We start from the raw sequence: 16,293 nt of genomic DNA on the forward strand, positions 1-16,293 counted from the left end.
TGTCCGTTTCTTTCGGTTCTGTTCTATTCACCAAGCGCGTCGTCGAGCAAGGCGGCAAGCTGGGCGAGATGCTTCGACATCAATCCGGTCGCCGGCGAGGCGGCGGCTGGCCGGCCGGTATAGCGCACCCGCTGATGCTTGGCGTCGATATGCGCCAGCACCCATTCGAGATACGGGTCGATGAACGACCATGCGCCCATGTTCTTGGGCTCCTCCTGGCACCACACCATCTCGGCATTGCGAAAGCGCGACAGTTCGGTGATCAGCGCCTTGGCCGGGAACGGATAGAGCTGCTCGACGCGCAGCAAATAGATGTCGTTGATGCCGCGCTTCTCGCGCTCTTCGTAGAGGTCGTAATAGACCTTGCCCGAACAGAGCACGACACGGCGGATTTTCGAATCCTTGGTGAGCTTGATGGCCTGGCCTGACAGCAGCTGCGCGTCGTCCCACAACAGCCGGTGAAAGGCGCTTTCGCCCGACATTTCCGGCAGCGTCGATACCGCCCGCTTGTGGCGCAGCAGCGACTTCGGCGTCATCAGGATCAGCGGCTTACGGAAGTCCCGCTTCAATTGCCGGCGCAAGATGTGGAAGTAATTGGCCGGCGTCGTGACGTTGGCGACCTGCATATTGTCTTCGGCGCAAAGCTGCAGGAAGCGCTCGAGCCGGGCCGACGAATGCTCCGGCCCCTGGCCTTCATAGCCATGCGGCAGCAGGCAGACGAGGCCCGACATTCTGAGCCATTTGCGCTCGCCCGACGAGATGAACTGGTCGAACACCACCTGGGCGCCGTTGGCGAAGTCGCCGAACTGCGCTTCCCACAGCGTCAGCGCCTTCGGCTCGGCCAGCGAGTAGCCATATTCGAAGCCGAGCACGGCCTCTTCCGACAGCATCGAGTTGATGACCTCGAAGCCGGCCTGCGCCGCCGACAGATTGTTGAGCGGAATGTAGCGTGTCTCGTCGCGCTGGTCGTAGAGCACGGAATGGCGCTGCGAGAAGGTGCCGCGCTCCGAATCCTGTCCGGACAGCCGGATCGGATTGCCGTCGAGCAGGATGGCGCCGAAGGCCAGCGCCTCGGCCGTCGACCAGTCGATGCCTTCGCCGGACTCGATCGCCTGGCGGCGGTTGTCGAGGAAGCGGATGATCGTCCTGTGCGCCTCGAAATCCTTCGGCACCTCGGTCAGTTTCTTGCCGATCTCCTTCAGCATCTTGACCGGCACGGCGGTCTTGCCGCGCCGCTGTTCGTCCTGGTTGTCGGCCGAGCGCAGGCCGGACCACGCGCCGTCCAGCCAGTCCGCCTTGTTCGGCTTGTAATGCTGGCCCACCTCGAATTCCTGCTCGAGATGCGCCCGCCAATCGGCCTTCATCTTTTCGAACTCGGCCTGGGTGATGTGGCCTTCGGAAATCAGCCGGTCGGCATAGATCTGCACCGTCGTCTTCTGGTTGCGGATCTTGCGATACATGATCGGTTGGGTGAAGGCGGGCTCGTCGCCCTCATTGTGGCCGAAGCGGCGGTAGCAGAACATGTCCACCACGACAGGCTTGTGGAACTTCATGCGGAATTCGATCGCCACCTTGGTCGCATGGACCACCGCTTCCGGATCGTCGCCATTGACGTGGAAGATCGGCGCCTCGATCATCTTGGCTACGTCGGACGGATAGGGCGACGAGCGCGAAAAGCGCGGGTTGGTGGTGAAGCCGATCTGGTTGTTGATGATGAAATGCAGCGTGCCGGCGACGCGGTGGCCACGCAGGCCCGACAGGCCGAGGATTTCGGCAATCACGCCCTGGCCGGCAAAGGCGGCGTCGCCATGCAGCAGCAACGGCAGCACCTTGGCACGCTCTTCCAGCGGCACGATCTCCTCGCGGCTGCGGCCGAACAGATAATCCTGCTTGGCACGCGCCTTGCCCATCACCACCGGATCGACGATTTCCAGATGCGACGGGTTGGCGGTCAGCGACAGATGCACCTTGTTGCCGTCGAACTCCCGGTCCGACGAGGCGCCGAGATGGTACTTCACGTCGCCCGAGCCCTCGACCTCGTCGGGCGCGGCGGAGCCGCCCTTGAACTCATGGAAAATGGCGCGGTGCGGCTTGGCCATCACCTGCGACAGCACGTTCAGCCGGCCGCGATGCGCCATTCCGAGCACGATCTCCTTCATGCCGAGCTGGCCGCCGCGCTTGATGATCTGCTCCAGCGCCGGGATCAGCGACTCGCCGCCATCGAGGCCGAAGCGCTTGGTGCCCTTGTACTTGACGTCGATGAACTGCTCGAAGCCTTCCGCCTCGACCAGCTTCTGCAGGATCGCCTTCTTGCCGGCTGCGGTGAAGGAGATCTCCTTGTCGGTGCCCTCGATGCGCGCCTGGATCCAGGCCTTCTCCTCGGGATCGGAAATATGCATGAATTCGACGCCGAGCGTCGAGCAATAGGTCCGGGTCAGGATATCGAGCATCTGCCGGATGGTGCCGAATTCCAGCCCGAGCACATTGTCGAGGAAGATCGGCCGGTCGTAGTCGGCTTCGGTGAAGCCGTAATTCTCCGGCGACAGCTCGTTGTAATCCTCCAGCGGCTTGGCAATGCCCAGCGGATCGAGATTGGCGTGCAGGTGGCCGCGCATGCGGAAGGCGCGGATCATCATGATGGCGCGGACGGAATCGCGCGTCGCCTGATGCACGTCGGCGTCGGAAAGCGCTGCGCCGTTGCCGGCCGCCCTGTCCTTGACCTTCTTTTCGATGTGCTTTTCGACCAGGCCCCAATTGCCGTCCAGCGCCGAGACCAGCTCGCCATTGGCCTGCATCGGCCAGGAGGGCTTGGCCCAAGAGGCGCCCTTGGCGTTCCTGCGCACGTCGCCGGCGTCATCCTTCAGCGCCGCGAAGAAGTCCTGCCATTCGGGATCGACCGAAGCGGGATCGTCCTCATAGGCGGCATAGAGCGCGTCGATATAATCGGCATTGCCGCCATAGAGGAAAGAGGTAAGCGAAAATTGGTCGTTGGCCTGATCTTGTCTTGCCATGTCACTGTCGAAGCCTTTGCTTCGTCTCCTTTGTTGGAGGGGAGTAAGGGAATAGGGGAGTAAGGGAGTAGGGCAAATGCCCTCGTCTTGTTCCCTACTCCCCTATTCCCGTACTCCCTTACTCCCCTAACCCTTGATCGCCTCGACCAGCGTCGTGCCGAGCCGGGCCGGCGACGGCGAAACCTTGATGCCGGCCGATTCCATCGCCGCGATCTTGTCTTCCGCGCCGCCCTTGCCGCCGGAGATGACCGCGCCCGCATGGCCCATGGTGCGGCCCGCCGGCGCGGTGCGCCCGGCGATGAAGCCGGCCATCGGCTTGCTGCGGCCGCGCTTTGCCTCGTCCTTGAGGAATTGCGCGGCGTCTTCCTCGGCCGAACCGCCGATTTCACCGATCATGATGATCGACTTGGTCTCGTCGTCGGCGAGGAACATCTCCAGCACGTCGATGAACTCCGTGCCTTTGACCGGATCGCCGCCGATGCCGACGGCGGTGGTCTGGCCGAGGCCGACATTGGTGGTCTGGAACACCGCCTCATAGGTAAGCGTTCCCGAGCGGGAAACAACGCCGACCGAGCCCTTGCGGAAGATGTTGCCGGGCATGATGCCGATCTTGCATTCGTCGGGGGTCAGCACGCCGGGGCAGTTCGGCCCGATCAGCCGCGACGTCGAACGGTCGAGCCTCGCCTTGACCTTGATCATGTCCATCACCGGTATGCCCTCGGTGATGCAGACGATCAGCGGGATCTCGGCCTCGATCGCTTCCAGGATCGCTTCGGCAGCACCCGCCGGCGGCACGTAGACGACCGAAGCGTTGGCGCCGGTCCTGGCCTTGCCTTCGGCTACGGTGGCGAAGATCGGAAGCGCCTCGCCCTTGGCGCCGGTCCAGGTTTCGCCGCCCTTCTTGGGGTGGATGCCGCCGACCATCTTTGTGCCGTGATAGGCGAGCGCCTGTTCAGTGTGAAACGTGCCGGTCTTGCCAGTCAGGCCCTGCACCAGCACCTTGGTGTTCTTGTCGACGAGAATGGACATCGGAGCCCTTTTCTAAAAACCGTTGATCGAGGAAGGCGAGACGCGCCGGTAGACGCCGCTCACCATGTCTTGCCAGCCATCGCCGCCGGCAGGTTTGAAATGCAGTCGCATGCGGAAGGCATCGGCATTGTCGAAAATATAAGTCACACGCGCGGAGCCGCGCTGCGACGACCGCTCCAGAACCAGCTCCGTGCCGTTCCAGCTGCCTTTGGCCGGCGACATCGGCACGAAACCCATCGAATCGAACTGGTGCATGGTGACGATTTTGTTTTGCTGGTCGAAGCCGAACACGCTGTACGCGCCGAACGAAACCGTGCCGTCGCGGCGCTGGCGATAGCGCTGCACTATGAACAAGCCGCCGAACTGTGCCTCTGCCAGTATTTCCGAACTCGCTGTTCCGCCATCGGCCCATTTCGTGGCCGACACCTCTTCCTCGCCGCGCCACGCTCCGACCAGCGCCCCCAGGCGCTGGTGATCGGCCGAGAGTGAGGAGAAGGGCGCAGCGTTCATGGTCAGAGCCGCTTGAGATCGGCGACGGTGAGGTCGCTCTTAGCGTTGCCGGTGTTGAGCGTCGTCGCCGGCTCGAACATCAGCACGACAGGCTCCTCGCTCAGTGAGCGCGGACGGTGCTCGACGGCGCGCGGCACAACGATGAACTCGCCGCTGCCAAGCTCAACCGTGCCGTCGCGGAAATCGATGGCGATGCGGCCGCGCAGCACCAGGAATGCTTCGTCTTCATTGTCATGCGCGTGCCAGTCGAAGACATCGCCGAATTTGGCGATCTTGACTTGGGAATCGTTGACATCGCCGGCAATATGCGGATCGAAGGCCTTCTTGATCTTCGCATCCGCCGCCTCGACGAGGTTTATCTTATGCGGAGGCACAGGCTCATTCCCTCTTGTCATTTGCTATCTGCAACGCGATCTGGTCTCTCAAATAACGATCAGGCGTAAGTCCGAGAACGTTCTCTTCGGCATACATCCAGCCTCTCATTTTCATGGTGGATTTGAATGGGCTCTTGCCAGTTCCAACAATAATGTACCACTCACGCCTAATCTCATCTGATGCTTGGTACAGCCAGAAATGTCGTTCATCTTCTGTCGCTTCAGCGACTGCACCCTGCACTTTGTAGTGCATTGGTTTTTCATCCAGCTTCCAATGATAGTGGCACTCCCAAAGATACTGCTCGATTTCTTCGGCCGAATAGGGGCACCCGACCAACTGATCAATGGTCTGAACTTCTTCCTCCCAGTGAATTGGGAAGCCACTCAATCTACCACTCCTAGTTTCAGCCCTTCACCGCCGCCACGATCTTCTTGGCCGCGTCATCGAGGTCATCGGCCGACACCACGTTCAGCCCGCTGTCGTTGATGATCTTCTTGCCGAGCTCGGCATTGGTGCCTTCCAGCCGCACCACCAGCGGCACTTGCAGGCCGACCTCCTTGACCGCGGCGATGACGCCCTCGGCGATGATGTCGCACTTCATGATGCCGCCGAAGATGTTGATCAGGATGCCTTTGACCGCCGGATCCTTGGTGATGATCTTGAACGCCGCCGTCACCTTTTCTTTCGACGCGCCGCCGCCGACATCGAGGAAGTTGGCCGGCTCGGCGCCATAGAGCTTGATGATGTCCATCGTTGCCATGGCAAGGCCGGCGCCGTTGACCATGCAGCCGATATTGCCGTCGAGCGCGACATAGGCGAGGTCGTATTTCGACGCCTCGATCTCCTTCTCGTCCTCTTCGGTGGTGTCGCGCAATTCGAGCACGTCGGGGTGGCGGAACAGCGCATTGTTGTCGAACGACACTTTGGCGTCGAGAACGCGCAGCCGGCCGCTCCTCATGACGATCAAAGGGTTGACCTCGAGCAGGCTCATGTCCTTCTCGACAAAGGCCTTGTAGAGGATGGGGAACAGCGTGGCGCCATCCTTGGCGGCGTCGCCGTCGAGCTTCAGCGCCGCGTTGAGCTTCCTCACATCGTCCGCAGTCACGCCCTTTTCCGGGTCGATAGCGACGGTGATGATCTTTTCCGGCGTGTCGTGGGCGACCGCCTCGATGTCCATGCCGCCCTCGGTCGAGACGACGAAGGCGACGCGCCCGACCGAGCGGTCGACCAGGATCGACAGATAGAGCTCGCGCTCGATGTCGGCGCCGTCCTCGATATAGAGCCGGTTGACCTGCTTGCCGGCCGGGCCGGTCTGCTTGGTGACCAGCGTATGGCCGAGCATCTCCTTGGCGTTGGCGACGACCTCGGCCACCGACTTCGCCAGCCTGACGCCGCCCTTGGCATCGGGGCCGAGCTCCCTGAACTTGCCCTTGCCGCGGCCGCCGGCATGGATCTGGCTCTTGACCACATAGAGTGGGCCGGGCAGCGCCTTGGCGGCAGCTTCCGCCTCGCTCGCCTTGAACACCGGCACGCCCTCGGCCACGGGTGCGCCAAAGCCTTTCAGCAGCGCCTTGCCCTGATACTCATGGATGTTCATGCGCTATGTCTCCAGCTTGCTTGGCGGGCTTGGTTACCGGCTTACTTGGCCGCGAGATGCGGAGCGATCTTGACGCAGGCGTCGCACAGGCCCTGCACCGCCGCGACCGAATTGTCGAACATCTTCTGCTCGCTCTTCGCGAGCTCGATCTCGATGATCCGCTCGACGCCGCCGGCGCCGATTACCACGGGAACGCCGACATAGGTGTTCTTGACGCCATATTGGCCGGAGAGGTACGCCGCACAGGGCAGCACCCGCTTCTTGTCCTTGAGATAGGCTTCGGCCATGGCGATGGCCGAGGCGGCCGGCGCATAAAAGGCAGAGCCGGTCTTGAGCAGGCCGACGATCTCGGCGCCGCCGTCGCGGGTGCGCTGCACGATCTGGTCGAGCCGCTCTTTCGAGGTCCAGCCCATCTTGATGAGGTCGGGCAGCGGGATGCCGGCAACCGTCGAATAGCGGATCATCGGCACCATGGAATCGCCATGGCCGCCGAGCACGAAGGCGGTGACGTCCTCGACCGAGACCTTGAATTCCTCGGCCAGGAAATAACGAAAGCGCGAACTGTCGAGCACGCCGGCCATGCCGACGACATGGCTCTTGGGCAGGCCGGAAAACTTCTGCAGCGCCCAGACCATGGCGTCGAGCGGATTGGTGATGCAGATGACGAAGGCTTTCGGCGCGTATTTCTTGAGGCCGGCGCCGACCTGCTCCATCACCTTCAGATTGATGCCTAGAAGATCGTCGCGGCTCATGCCGGGCTTACGCGGCACGCCGGCGGTGACGATGCAGACATCGGCGCCCTCGATGCCGGCATAGTCGTTGACGCCGGTCAGCCTCGAGTCGAACCCATCGACCGGCGACGACTGCGCGATGTCCAGTCCCTTGCCTTGGGGGATGCCTTCGGCGATATCGAACAGCACGACGTCGCCGAGATCCTTGAGGCCGACCATGTGGGCGAGGGTGCCGCCGATCATGCCCGAGCCGATGAGCGCTATCTTGTTGCGTGCCATGTCAGGATGTTTTCCCTTTGACTATGACGGCGCCCAAATCCTTGACGATTTGATGACGGCGTCGGAGGAAGAGGCCGGAATGCTGCGGAACCGCGAAATTCGCCGCACGCAATAGCCCCGGCCGCACAAAAATTCAAACGATTATTTTGGAGTGAGTAATTTCAATCGGTTAGAAACAATGGGAATTACGTAAACGTCAAAATTCTGAAGCCGACTAGAGGAATTCTACACAATGGCACTGGAAATCAGAAGGCTGTTTCCTGACGATGACGCCCTTGTGATGCGGGTTGCCGATGAAGTCTTCGACGAGCCGGTCAGGCCGGATCGGCCCTCCGCCTATCTCGCGGAGCCCTGTCATTTCATGGTCGTGGCCCTCGCCGACGGCATCGTCGTTGGCCAATGCGCAGCCGTCATCCACCGCCACCCGGACAAGGTGAGCGAACTCTACGTAGACGAGGTCGGCGTGGCGCCGGCCTTTCAACGCCAGGGCATTGCGACGAGGATGCTCGGCGCCATGTTCGCACTCGGTCGCGAGCATTGTGAGGAGGCGTGGGTCGGCACCGAGCCGGACAATGTTGCTGCTCGCGCATTTTACGAGTCGCGAAAAGAGCCGCATGGGCCGGCGGAGGGGTTGGTCATGTATGTTATCAATTATAGGCGCCGGCGGCAGCGCCACCTTCGGTACTATCCCTCACGCCTGTGCCTGCCGTGCCTCCGTCGATGATCCCTGCGCCCTCTGCCTCTCCGCCCAGTCCTCCAGCCAGTCGTGGCTCTGCATCTCGATCAGCCGCGATGCGGTGCGCTCGAACTCGAAGACTTCGTTGCCGCGCTTGGCCGTATAGAGCTGCGCCGGCGGTGCCGCGGCGCTCATCACAAGCCGTACATGATGATCGTAGAGCGTATCGACCAGCAGGATGAAGCGCTTGGCTTCGTTGCGCTTGCCTTCGCCGAGCACCGGCACATGGTCGATGAAGATGGTCGAGAAACGGCTGGCCATGGCCAGATAGTCGCGGGCGCCGAGCGGCCTCTCGCAGAGATCGGCGAAGGAAAACCGCGCAGCCTCCCCTGCAGCCCGCGGCACCATGACGTGCCGGCCCTTCACCGTCAGCATCGTCTCGGCCGTCGGCCTGCCATGTGTCATCACCGCCCACGCGTCGTCGAGCGCATGGTCGGCGGCGGCATCGGCCGGGGTGACGTAGACCGGCATGCGGCTGAGCTTGTCGAGGCGGTAATCCTTGTCGGCGTCAAGCGCCAGCACCTGCGCGTGGCGCTCCAGGATAGCGACAAACGGCAAAAACAACTGACGGTTCAGGCCGTCGCGGTAGAGATCCTGCGGCGCAACATTGGAAGTGGCAACCAGCACCACGCCATTGGCAAACAACGCCGAAAACAACCTTGACAGGATCATCGCATCGGCGATGTCGGTGACGGAGAACTCGTCGAAGCATAGCACCCAGGCTTCCTCGGCCAGCGCGCGCGCCACCGGCGGGATCGGATCGTCCTCCTTGGCCGTGCCGTTCTTGCGAGCCTGTCGGTGCTTCTGGATGCGGTCCTGCACGTCGGCCATGAAGTCGTTGAAATGCACCCGGCGCTTGCGCCGCACCGGCAGCAGCTCGAAAAACATGTCCATCAGCATGGTCTTGCCGCGGCCGACGCCGCCATGGATATAAAGGCCCTTGACCGCCTCGTGCACCTCGCGCTTGCGGGCGAACAACCACCCCAGCGCGCTTGATTTCTGCGCCAGCCGCTTTGCCGATATCTCTTCGATCAGCCGGTCGAGCGCAGCGGCGATCCGCTCCTGCGCCGGATCGCGCCCGATGGCGCCCGTCTCGACCAGATGGTCATAGCGCTGCTTGACGGTCGCATGAGTCTGGAGGCCGTCACGCAGATGCATTGGTCACGTCGTTCCGGAGCAATTCCAAGAAAAGTGTGCAGCGGTTTTCTGTCCGGAATTGCGTAAAAAACAAAAGAGAGCAATTCCAAGAAAAGTGTGTAGCGGTTTTCTGTCCGGAATTGCGTAACAATGGGGGGCCGTTCACTTACCTTGTAAGCGAGATCGGCAGGCCGTTGGAAGTCTGGCCGTCGAATTTCTCGCCGCCCGAAGAATAGAGCCGTGCCAGCGTGCCGCCATTCTCGTCAAAGAGCGTCAGCTGTTTGCCGGCGACGTTCCAGGATTTGATGCCGTCGAGCGGCGCCGGGCAATGCAGCGGTCCGGCGCGGTAGCCCGAACCGAATTTGGTCTGCGGCGTCGCCACCTGACAGCTCTGGCCGGACACGCTTGCCTTCCACACGCCGGCGACGCTGGACGCGGTCAGATCGGCCGCACCGGCCGGCGCCGTTCCGTCGGGCGGCAGCGAGGCGACCTGCGTGTTCTGCGGCGCGGTCGGAAATTTCGACGGGTCGGCCGGGCCGGGTGTCGCCGGTGGCGGCAGCTGGTTTGCAGTCACCTTGCCGGCGGGCGCAGCTTCCAGCGGCGCCGGCTGCTGCTCGTCCATCGATGTGAACCGTGAGGTTGAACAGCCGCTCGCAACGAGCACGGCCAACGATACGGCCAGCGGGCCGGTTTTCGAAAATTTCATTCTTCAACCTCCGTCGGATCGGGCTGGGGGTGCCGTCCGCGCAATGTCCCCCTCACCAAGATGGAGAAGGTGGCGAAATTTCAACCCGATATGGTTAAAATACGGTTTGCGCCGGTAATGTTGCAAATTTGTCGCAAAATGCACATTGTCTGAAATTGCGTTACGCCTTGGCCGTTTGGCCGACACCTCCGGTTGATTCGATACGGCGCGCTGGCGCCAAATCCTTGGCGTTCACCTCAAATGCTTGTGCGGGCCGGCGCCGGCATTATCTCTTGGGATCAGCAAACTGCAGGGAGCCGATTTCTTGGCCGCGAGAAAGAGAGCCGCCAACCGCTATTACAGCGGGCCGCCCAGCGATCATTTCGACGGCACCTTGTTCTTCAATCCCGACGGACGGCCGCCCGGTCGCTTTGCCGATCTGTTGAAATGGCAATTGAACCGCGAGCGCTCGAAATGGCCGGCGGCGGATCCGAGCCCGTTTCCACCGGCAAGACCGGTCGAGCGCATCGATGGTTCTGCGCTGCGCCTCACCATGGTCGGTCATTCCTCGCTGCTCGTCCAGACAGCCGGCCTGAACATCCTGACCGACCCGGTCTGGTCGCGACGCGTCTCGCCGCTCTCCTTCGCCGGGCCGAAACGCGTCAATCCGCCGGGCATCGCGTTTTCGCATTTGCCGCCGATCGACCTCGTGCTGGTCAGTCACAACCATTACGACCATCTCGACCTCGCCACGCTGAAGCGCCTGAAGACAAGACACGACCCGCTGCTGCTGACGCCGCTCGGCAACGACACGATCATCGGCGCTGCCGTGCCCCGTATGAGGCTTTCCGCGCATGACTGGGGCGACCGGGTCGATATCGGCGATGGCGTCGCCGTCCATGTCGAGCCGGTGCACCACTGGTCGGCCCGCGGTACTCGCGACCGGCGCATGGCGCTGTGGGCGGGTTTCGTCGTCGAGACGCCCGACGCAAAGATCTATTTCGCCGGCGATACCGGCTTCCACGGTGGCATCAATTACCGGCTGATGGCGCAAAAGCACGGCGGCTTCCGCCTCGCCATCCTGCCGATCGGCGCCTACGAGCCGCGCTGGTTCATGGCGCCACATCACCAGGATCCGGAGGAGGCGGTGCAAGGCATGCTTTTGTGCAACGCCGCCTATGCAGCCGGCTGTCACTGGGGCACGTTCCGGCTCACCAACGAGCCGATCGACGAGCCGCCCAGAAAGCTCGGCGAAGCGCTCGATGCTGCCGGCCTGCCGCGGCAACGTTTTCGCGCCTTGCGGCCGGGCGAAGTCTGGGACGTGCCGGCGGTCTAGCGCGGCGGAACCTAAGGCATCACATAGACGTTTGTAGGTGTTCAAACCTGTCGCCTGCGAGGTGTCTCTCATGATCAGGTGGATCATCATTCTTTTGATTATCGCGGCCGCGGCGAGCCTGCTCGGCATGCCGGCACTGGCCGGAGCCGCCGCCACCGGCGCGCGCATCCTCATCGGCATCGTGCTGATCATCTTCCTGCTGATCGTGCTTGGCGTCTTCGCGGTGACTTGAAAATCACGCCGCGCTGGTAATTTCTGCCGCTATCCGCCATATAGGCGCCAAACGGCAAGAGACCTTTCGATCGATGGCAAGCGCGGCCCCTTTCGCCAAGATGAACGGCATCGGCAACGAAATCATCGTTGCCGATATGCGTGGCCGTGCCGATCGCGTGACGCCTGCGGCAGCCGTCGCGCTTAATGCCGATGCGGCGACCAGGTTCGACCAGATCATGGCGATCCACGACCCCAGGACGCCGGGCACCGCCTTTTTCATCGACATCTTGAATTCCGACGGAACCAGGGCGCAAGCCTGCGGCAACGGCATGCGTTGTGTCGTCCAGGCGCTCGCCGCCGAGACCGGCCAGAAGACATTTGCCTTTGAAACAGTCGCCGGCATCCTCAATGCCGAGGAACATGCCGACGGAATGATCTCGGTCGACATGGGCAGGCCGCGCTTTGGCTGGCAGGACATCCCGCTGGCCGAGGAATTCCGCGACACCCGCATGATCGAGCTGCAGATCGGCCCGATCGATGCTCCGGTGCTGCATTCGCCGTCGGTCGTCTCGATGGGCAATCCGCACGCCATCTTCTGGGTCGACCGCGACGTCTGGTCGTACGAGCTCGAGCGCTTCGGCCCGCTGCTCGAAAACCACCCGATCTTCCCCGAGCGCGCCAACATCACCATCGCGCAGGTGACCTCGCCGGAGACCATGGCCATCCGCACCTGGGAGCGCGGCGCCGGTCTGACCAAGGCCTGCGGCACGGCTGCTTGCGCCGCTGTGGTCGCTGCGTCCCGCACCCGGCGTACCGGCCGCGGCGTCACGCTGATGACGCCCGGCGGCGGCTCGCTGCATGTTTTGTGGCGCGACGACGACCACGTCATCCTCACCGGTGCCGCCGAATGGGAATTTTCCGGCAGCTTCGATCCGTCGACCGGGGCGTGGGCGCGCGACACCGAAAGCGCCGCCTGATGGCTCCTCTTGGCAACAAGGGTATCGAGGTCGTCACCTTTGGCTGCCGGCTGAACACCTATGAATCCGAGGTGATGCGGCGTGAAGCCGAAAGTGCGGGCCTCGGCGGGCTCGAAGGCGGTGCCATCATCTTCAACACCTGCGCCGTCACCGGCGAGGCTGTACGCCAGGCCAAGCAGTCGATCAGAAAAGCCCGCCGTGAGAACCCGGCCGCCCGCATCATCGTCACCGGCTGCGCCGCGCAGACCGTCCCGCAGGATTTCGTCGCCATGGACGAGGTCGATCTCGTCCTCGGCAATGAGGAAAAGCTGAAGGCGCATTCCTATCGCGCGCTGCCGGATTTCGGCATCAACGACACTGAGAAGGCGCGCGTCAACGATATCTTTTCGGTGCGCGAGACGGCCGCCCACATGGTCGACGCCATCGAGGGCCGGGCGCGCGCTTTTGTCCAGGTGCAGAACGGCTGCGACCACCGCTGCACCTTCTGCATCATTCCGTACGGTCGCGGCAATTCGCGCTCGGTGCCGATGGGCGCCGTGGTCGAGCAGATCAAGCGACTCGTCGGCAATGGTTATGCCGAGATCGTGCTGACGGGCGTGGACATGACCAGTTTTGGCGCCGATCTGCCGGGCGCACCGAAGCTCGGCAAATTGGTCAAGACCATCCTGAAGCAGGTGCCAGACGTGAAACGCCTGCGGCTTTCCTCGATCGACTCGATCGAAGCCGACGACGATCTGCTGGACGCCATCGCCACCGAGCCGAGGCTGATGCCGCATCTGCATCTGTCGCTGCAATCGGGTGACGACATGATCCTGAAGCGGATGAAGCGCCGGCACAGCCGCGACCAGTCGATCCGCTTTTGCGAGGATGTGCGCAAACTGCGCCCCGGCATTGTTTTCGGCGCCGACATCATCGCCGGCTTCCCGACCGAGACGGACGCCATGTTCGAAAACTCGCTGGAGATCGTCGAGGAATGCGGCCTGACGCATCTCCACGTCTTCCCGTTTTCGCCGCGCCAGGGCACGCCCGCCGCGCGCATGCCGCAGCTCCGCCGCGACGTCGTCAAGCAACGCGCGGCACGCCTGCGCGCCGCCGGCGAGGCCGCCTATCGCCGCCATCTTGCCTCGCTCGCTGGAACGCATCAGTCGATCCTGGTCGAGCGTGACGGCCTTGGCCGCACCGAAGGGTTTACGCTGGCCGCGGTCTCTGCCGGCGCTCCGGGCGACATTGTCGAGGCTGATATCGCCGGCCATGACGGTATCCGACTGATCGCCGCGCCGCTTGCCGCCCGCGCCGCCTGAGAGCGCAAGACATGGCTGGGTTTTTCAAGAAGATATTTTCGTTCGGCAAGAAGGAAGTCGTCGAGGAGCGGCCCGACGAGGCCGCGCCGCTGCCGCCGATCAAATGGGACGAACTGGAGGCGCTGAAACCGGCCGCCGAGCAGGCCGTCCCGGAGTTTTTGAAACGCGAAGAATCGCGGCCCGAAGTCGAAGCCGTACCTCCACCGCCAGTCGAACCAGAGTTGCCTCCGGCACCGCAACCGGCGCCGGAAGAGCAGAAGCCTGAGCCGCCGCCGACCATTCCACCCGAGCCGGAAACGCCTGCTGAGGAACCGGAGGAGATCCGGGCCGAGCCGCAGCAGCCAGAAATCGTCCCCTCCCAGCCGGAACCTGCACCCGTCGAAGTGCCGGTAGTGCCCACCGAGGCTCCCTCAGCAGCGCCAGTGCACGAAGTCCCGCCCGCCGAAATACCGCCCCCGATCCGCCAGCCAGCGCCGGCCGAGACGAAACCGATCTTGACCGAGATCGCGCCCGAACCGGAGGTCGTGCCGGCGCCCCACCCTCCCATCGAGGGGGAGGTAAAGCCCGAGCCGGAAGCCGTTCCGCAACCAGCGCCGGAGCCAAAGCCCGCCCCCGGCAAAGTCACCGTAACCAAGAAGGTCGAGCAGAAAGCCGAGCCGCAGAAGGCGCCCGAACCGGCGCCGAGGCGTTCCTGGTTCCAGCGCATGCGAGACGGGCTTGCCCGGTCTTCCCGGGAGTTGTCGGGCAACATCGCCGGCGTCTTCACCAAGCGGAAGCTTGACGAGGATACGCTGCAGGACCTGGAGGATGTGCTGATCCGCGCCGATCTCGGCATGGAGACGGCTTTGCGCGTTACCGACGCGCTCTCCGCCAGCCGCTACGGCAAGGACGTCTCCGACACCGAAGTCCGCGCCATCATGGCGGCCGAGGTGGAGAAGGTACTGACCCATGTCGCCATGCCGCTAGAACTCGATCTCAGCCACAAGCCGCATGTCATCCTGGTCGTCGGTGTCAACGGCACCGGCAAGACCACAACCATCGGCAAGCTGGCGGCAAAGCTGACCGATGGCGGCCTCTCGGTGATGCTCGCCGCCGGCGACACTTTTCGCGCCGCCGCGATCGAGCAGCTGAAGATCTGGGGCGAGCGTACCAACTCGCCGGTCATTGCCTCGAAGCTCGGCGCCGATGCCGCCGGCCTCGCCTACGATGCATTCGAGCGCGCGAAGGAGGCCGGCTCCGACGTGCTGATCATCGACACCGCCGGGCGGCTGCAGAACAAGACCGAACTGATGGCGGAACTGGAAAAGATCGTCCGGGTACTGGGCAAGCTCGATCCGGAAGCGCCGCACACCGTGCTGCAGACGGTCGATGCCACCACCGGCCAGAATGCGCTCAACCAGGTCGAGATCTTCCGCAATGTCGCCGGCGTCAACGGCCTGGTAATGACCAAGCTGGACGGCACGGCGCGCGGCGGTATTCTGGTGGCGATCGCGGCAAAGCACAAATTGCCGGTCTATTTCATCGGCGTCGGCGAACAGGTCGACGACCTCGAACCCTTTTCCGCAAGCGAATTCGCCAGGGCGATCGCTGGAGTGGCTTGACGAGCATGATTCCGAAAAGTTGCAGGCTCTTTGGATTGGATCATGCGTAAGAAGGACGCTATGAACCCACCCATCCTCGAAGGCGACCCGTCCGATCCGCGACGCAGGACGTTGAACCCCGGCCTGAAATTCCTGCTCGAACTCGGGCCTGGCCTGGTGTTCTTTTTCACCACCATCCGCGGCGCGTGGCTTGTCGGGAAGTTTCCGATCCTCGGCCATATCGGCGAGCCTATCCTGATTGCCACAGCGTTCTTTATGGTGGCGACGGCGCTATCGCTCAGCGTTTCGTGGATTTTGACGCGCAGCTGGCCGATCATGCCGTTGGTCTCGGCCATCGTGGTGTTTGTGTTTGGCGCGCTGGCGCTGTGGCTGCAGGACAAGACCTTCGCTTTCATGAAGCCGACAATCATCAACAGCCTGTTCGGCATCACGTTGCTTGGCGGGTTGGCGTTTGGCAGATCGCTGTTGGGCTATGTCTTTGATTCCGCCTTCAATCTCGACGCCGAAGGCTGGCGCAAGCTCACTTTCCGATGGGGACTCTTCTTCCTTTTTCTGGCTGCGCTGAACGAGATCGTGTGGCGCAACTTTTCTGAGGAAGCCTGGCTTTATTTCAAGGTCTGGGGCACGATTCCCATTACCCTTGTCTTCACGTTAAGCCAAATGCCGTTGATCCTGCGCCATTCGCTCGAGGACAAGGCCGGCAAGGAAGAGAAGGCCGGCAAATAGAGCAATTCCAGGAAAGTGTGTAGCGGTTTTCCCGGGAAAAGCGCGTAGC

At 62.8% G+C, this 16,293-nt stretch carries 16 protein-coding genes; 7 read left to right on the forward strand and 9 right to left on the reverse strand.

Going from position 1 to position 16,293, the window contains the following annotated elements; all coding sequences use genetic code 11:
- Positions 1 to 23: 23 nt before the first annotated feature.
- The 7 genes from NKH67_RS17835 to mdh form a co-directional block, all read right to left on the reverse strand.
- Positions 24 to 3,011, reverse strand: a complete 2,988-nt coding sequence (locus tag NKH67_RS17835) for a 2-oxoglutarate dehydrogenase E1 component (protein ID WP_352470806.1) — start codon at positions 3,009 to 3,011, stop codon at positions 24 to 26.
- A gap of 126 nt (positions 3,012 to 3,137) precedes the next feature.
- Positions 3,138 to 4,040 (reverse strand): succinate--CoA ligase subunit alpha, encoded by a 903-nt coding sequence (sucD, locus tag NKH67_RS17840; protein WP_352450172.1) that lies wholly within the window; start codon positions 4,038 to 4,040, stop codon positions 3,138 to 3,140.
- Between the two features lie 12 nt (positions 4,041 to 4,052).
- Entirely contained in the window at positions 4,053 to 4,550 is a 498-nt protein-coding gene (locus NKH67_RS17845; protein WP_352470807.1) for a DUF1579 family protein, read from the reverse strand.
- Positions 4,551 to 4,552: 2 nt separating this feature from the next.
- Positions 4,553 to 4,924 (reverse strand): cupin domain-containing protein, encoded by a 372-nt coding sequence (locus NKH67_RS17850; protein ID WP_352470808.1) that lies wholly within the window; start codon positions 4,922 to 4,924, stop codon positions 4,553 to 4,555.
- A 4-nt stretch (positions 4,925 to 4,928) separates the two neighbouring features.
- A complete protein-coding gene (locus tag NKH67_RS17855) occupies positions 4,929 to 5,312 on the reverse strand; it encodes a hypothetical protein (RefSeq protein WP_352470809.1) in 384 nt (127 codons plus the stop codon).
- A gap of 16 nt (positions 5,313 to 5,328) precedes the next feature.
- Positions 5,329 to 6,522: an ADP-forming succinate--CoA ligase subunit beta gene (gene sucC, locus NKH67_RS17860; protein ID WP_352470810.1), complete on the reverse strand. Its 1,194-nt coding sequence runs from the start codon at positions 6,520 to 6,522 to the stop codon at positions 5,329 to 5,331.
- Positions 6,523 to 6,563: 41 nt separating this feature from the next.
- The gene (gene mdh / locus NKH67_RS17865) at positions 6,564 to 7,532 is read right to left on the reverse strand and encodes a malate dehydrogenase (protein WP_352456335.1); all 969 of its coding nucleotides are present in this window, start codon (positions 7,530 to 7,532) and stop codon (positions 6,564 to 6,566) included.
- Positions 7,533 to 7,764: 232 nt separating this feature from the next.
- On the opposite strand from mdh, the gene NKH67_RS17870 reads away from it, so the two are divergent.
- Entirely contained in the window at positions 7,765 to 8,256 is a 492-nt protein-coding gene (locus tag NKH67_RS17870; protein ID WP_352470811.1) for a GNAT family N-acetyltransferase, read from the forward strand.
- Here the strand turns inward: NKH67_RS17870 and zapE are convergent.
- The gene (zapE, locus tag NKH67_RS17875; protein WP_352470812.1) at positions 8,224 to 9,426 is read right to left on the reverse strand and encodes a cell division protein ZapE; all 1,203 of its coding nucleotides are present in this window, start codon (positions 9,424 to 9,426) and stop codon (positions 8,224 to 8,226) included. The genes NKH67_RS17870 and zapE overlap by 33 nt on opposite strands.
- Before the next feature lie 145 nt (positions 9,427 to 9,571).
- Positions 9,572 to 10,111, reverse strand: a complete 540-nt coding sequence (locus NKH67_RS17880; protein WP_352470813.1) for a protease inhibitor Inh/omp19 family protein — start codon at positions 10,109 to 10,111, stop codon at positions 9,572 to 9,574.
- A 304-nt stretch (positions 10,112 to 10,415) separates the two neighbouring features.
- Here NKH67_RS17880 and NKH67_RS17885 point away from each other — a divergent pair, with 304 nt between their 5' ends.
- The 6 genes from NKH67_RS17885 to NKH67_RS17910 all read left to right on the forward strand — a co-directional run bounded on the left by NKH67_RS17885 (position 10,416) and on the right by NKH67_RS17910 (position 16,244).
- On the forward strand, positions 10,416 to 11,426 hold the full coding sequence (locus NKH67_RS17885) for an MBL fold metallo-hydrolase (protein ID WP_352470814.1): 1,011 nt from the start codon (positions 10,416 to 10,418) through the stop codon (positions 11,424 to 11,426).
- Positions 11,427 to 11,496: 70 nt separating this feature from the next.
- Positions 11,497 to 11,658 carry a DUF1328 family protein gene (locus NKH67_RS17890; protein ID WP_031195454.1) on the forward strand — a complete coding sequence of 54 codons (162 nt, stop codon included), beginning with the start codon at positions 11,497 to 11,499 and terminating at the stop codon, positions 11,656 to 11,658.
- A 73-nt stretch (positions 11,659 to 11,731) separates the two neighbouring features.
- On the forward strand, positions 11,732 to 12,616 hold the full coding sequence (dapF, locus tag NKH67_RS17895; RefSeq protein ID WP_352470815.1) for a diaminopimelate epimerase: 885 nt from the start codon (positions 11,732 to 11,734) through the stop codon (positions 12,614 to 12,616).
- Positions 12,616 to 13,917, forward strand: coding sequence for a tRNA (N(6)-L-threonylcarbamoyladenosine(37)-C(2))-methylthiotransferase MtaB (gene mtaB / locus NKH67_RS17900; RefSeq protein ID WP_352470816.1), 1,302 nt, complete (start codon positions 12,616 to 12,618; stop codon positions 13,915 to 13,917). The genes dapF and mtaB overlap by 1 nt, the downstream gene beginning before the upstream one ends.
- Positions 13,918 to 13,928: 11 nt before the next feature.
- A complete protein-coding gene (gene ftsY, locus NKH67_RS17905) occupies positions 13,929 to 15,518 on the forward strand; it encodes a signal recognition particle-docking protein FtsY (protein WP_352470817.1) in 1,590 nt (529 codons plus the stop codon).
- A 60-nt stretch (positions 15,519 to 15,578) separates the two neighbouring features.
- Positions 15,579 to 16,244: a septation protein A gene (locus tag NKH67_RS17910; RefSeq protein WP_352470912.1), complete on the forward strand. Its 666-nt coding sequence runs from the start codon at positions 15,579 to 15,581 to the stop codon at positions 16,242 to 16,244.
- Positions 16,245 to 16,293: the final 49 nt, after the last annotated feature.

Source organism: Mesorhizobium sp. M0968 (genome assembly GCF_040319065.1).
Classification (GTDB): Bacteria; Pseudomonadota; Alphaproteobacteria; order Rhizobiales; family Rhizobiaceae; genus Mesorhizobium.

Coding starts and splice junctions, on each gene's coding strand:
- sucC (WP_352470810.1), bottom strand. CDS start 6,522: ATGAACATCCATGAGTATCAGGGCAAGGCGCTGCTGAAAGGCTTTGGC.
- NKH67_RS17845 (WP_352470807.1), bottom strand. CDS start 4,550: ATGAACGCTGCGCCCTTCTCCTCACTCTCGGCCGATCACCAGCGCCTG.
- zapE (WP_352470812.1), bottom strand. CDS start 9,426: ATGCATCTGCGTGACGGCCTCCAGACTCATGCGACCGTCAAGCAGCGC.
- NKH67_RS17880 (WP_352470813.1), bottom strand. CDS start 10,111: ATGAAATTTTCGAAAACCGGCCCGCTGGCCGTATCGTTGGCCGTGCTC.
- NKH67_RS17890 (WP_031195454.1), top strand. CDS start 11,497: ATGATCAGGTGGATCATCATTCTTTTGATTATCGCGGCCGCGGCGAGC.
- mdh (WP_352456335.1), bottom strand. CDS start 7,532: ATGGCACGCAACAAGATAGCGCTCATCGGCTCGGGCATGATCGGCGGC.
- NKH67_RS17910 (WP_352470912.1), top strand. CDS start 15,579: ATGAACCCACCCATCCTCGAAGGCGACCCGTCCGATCCGCGACGCAGG.
- sucD (WP_352450172.1), bottom strand. CDS start 4,040: ATGTCCATTCTCGTCGACAAGAACACCAAGGTGCTGGTGCAGGGCCTG.
- dapF (WP_352470815.1), top strand. CDS start 11,732: ATGGCAAGCGCGGCCCCTTTCGCCAAGATGAACGGCATCGGCAACGAA.
- mtaB (WP_352470816.1), top strand. CDS start 12,616: ATGGCTCCTCTTGGCAACAAGGGTATCGAGGTCGTCACCTTTGGCTGC.
- ftsY (WP_352470817.1), top strand. CDS start 13,929: ATGGCTGGGTTTTTCAAGAAGATATTTTCGTTCGGCAAGAAGGAAGTC.
- NKH67_RS17870 (WP_352470811.1), top strand. CDS start 7,765: ATGGCACTGGAAATCAGAAGGCTGTTTCCTGACGATGACGCCCTTGTG.
- NKH67_RS17835 (WP_352470806.1), bottom strand. CDS start 3,011: ATGGCAAGACAAGATCAGGCCAACGACCAATTTTCGCTTACCTCTTTC.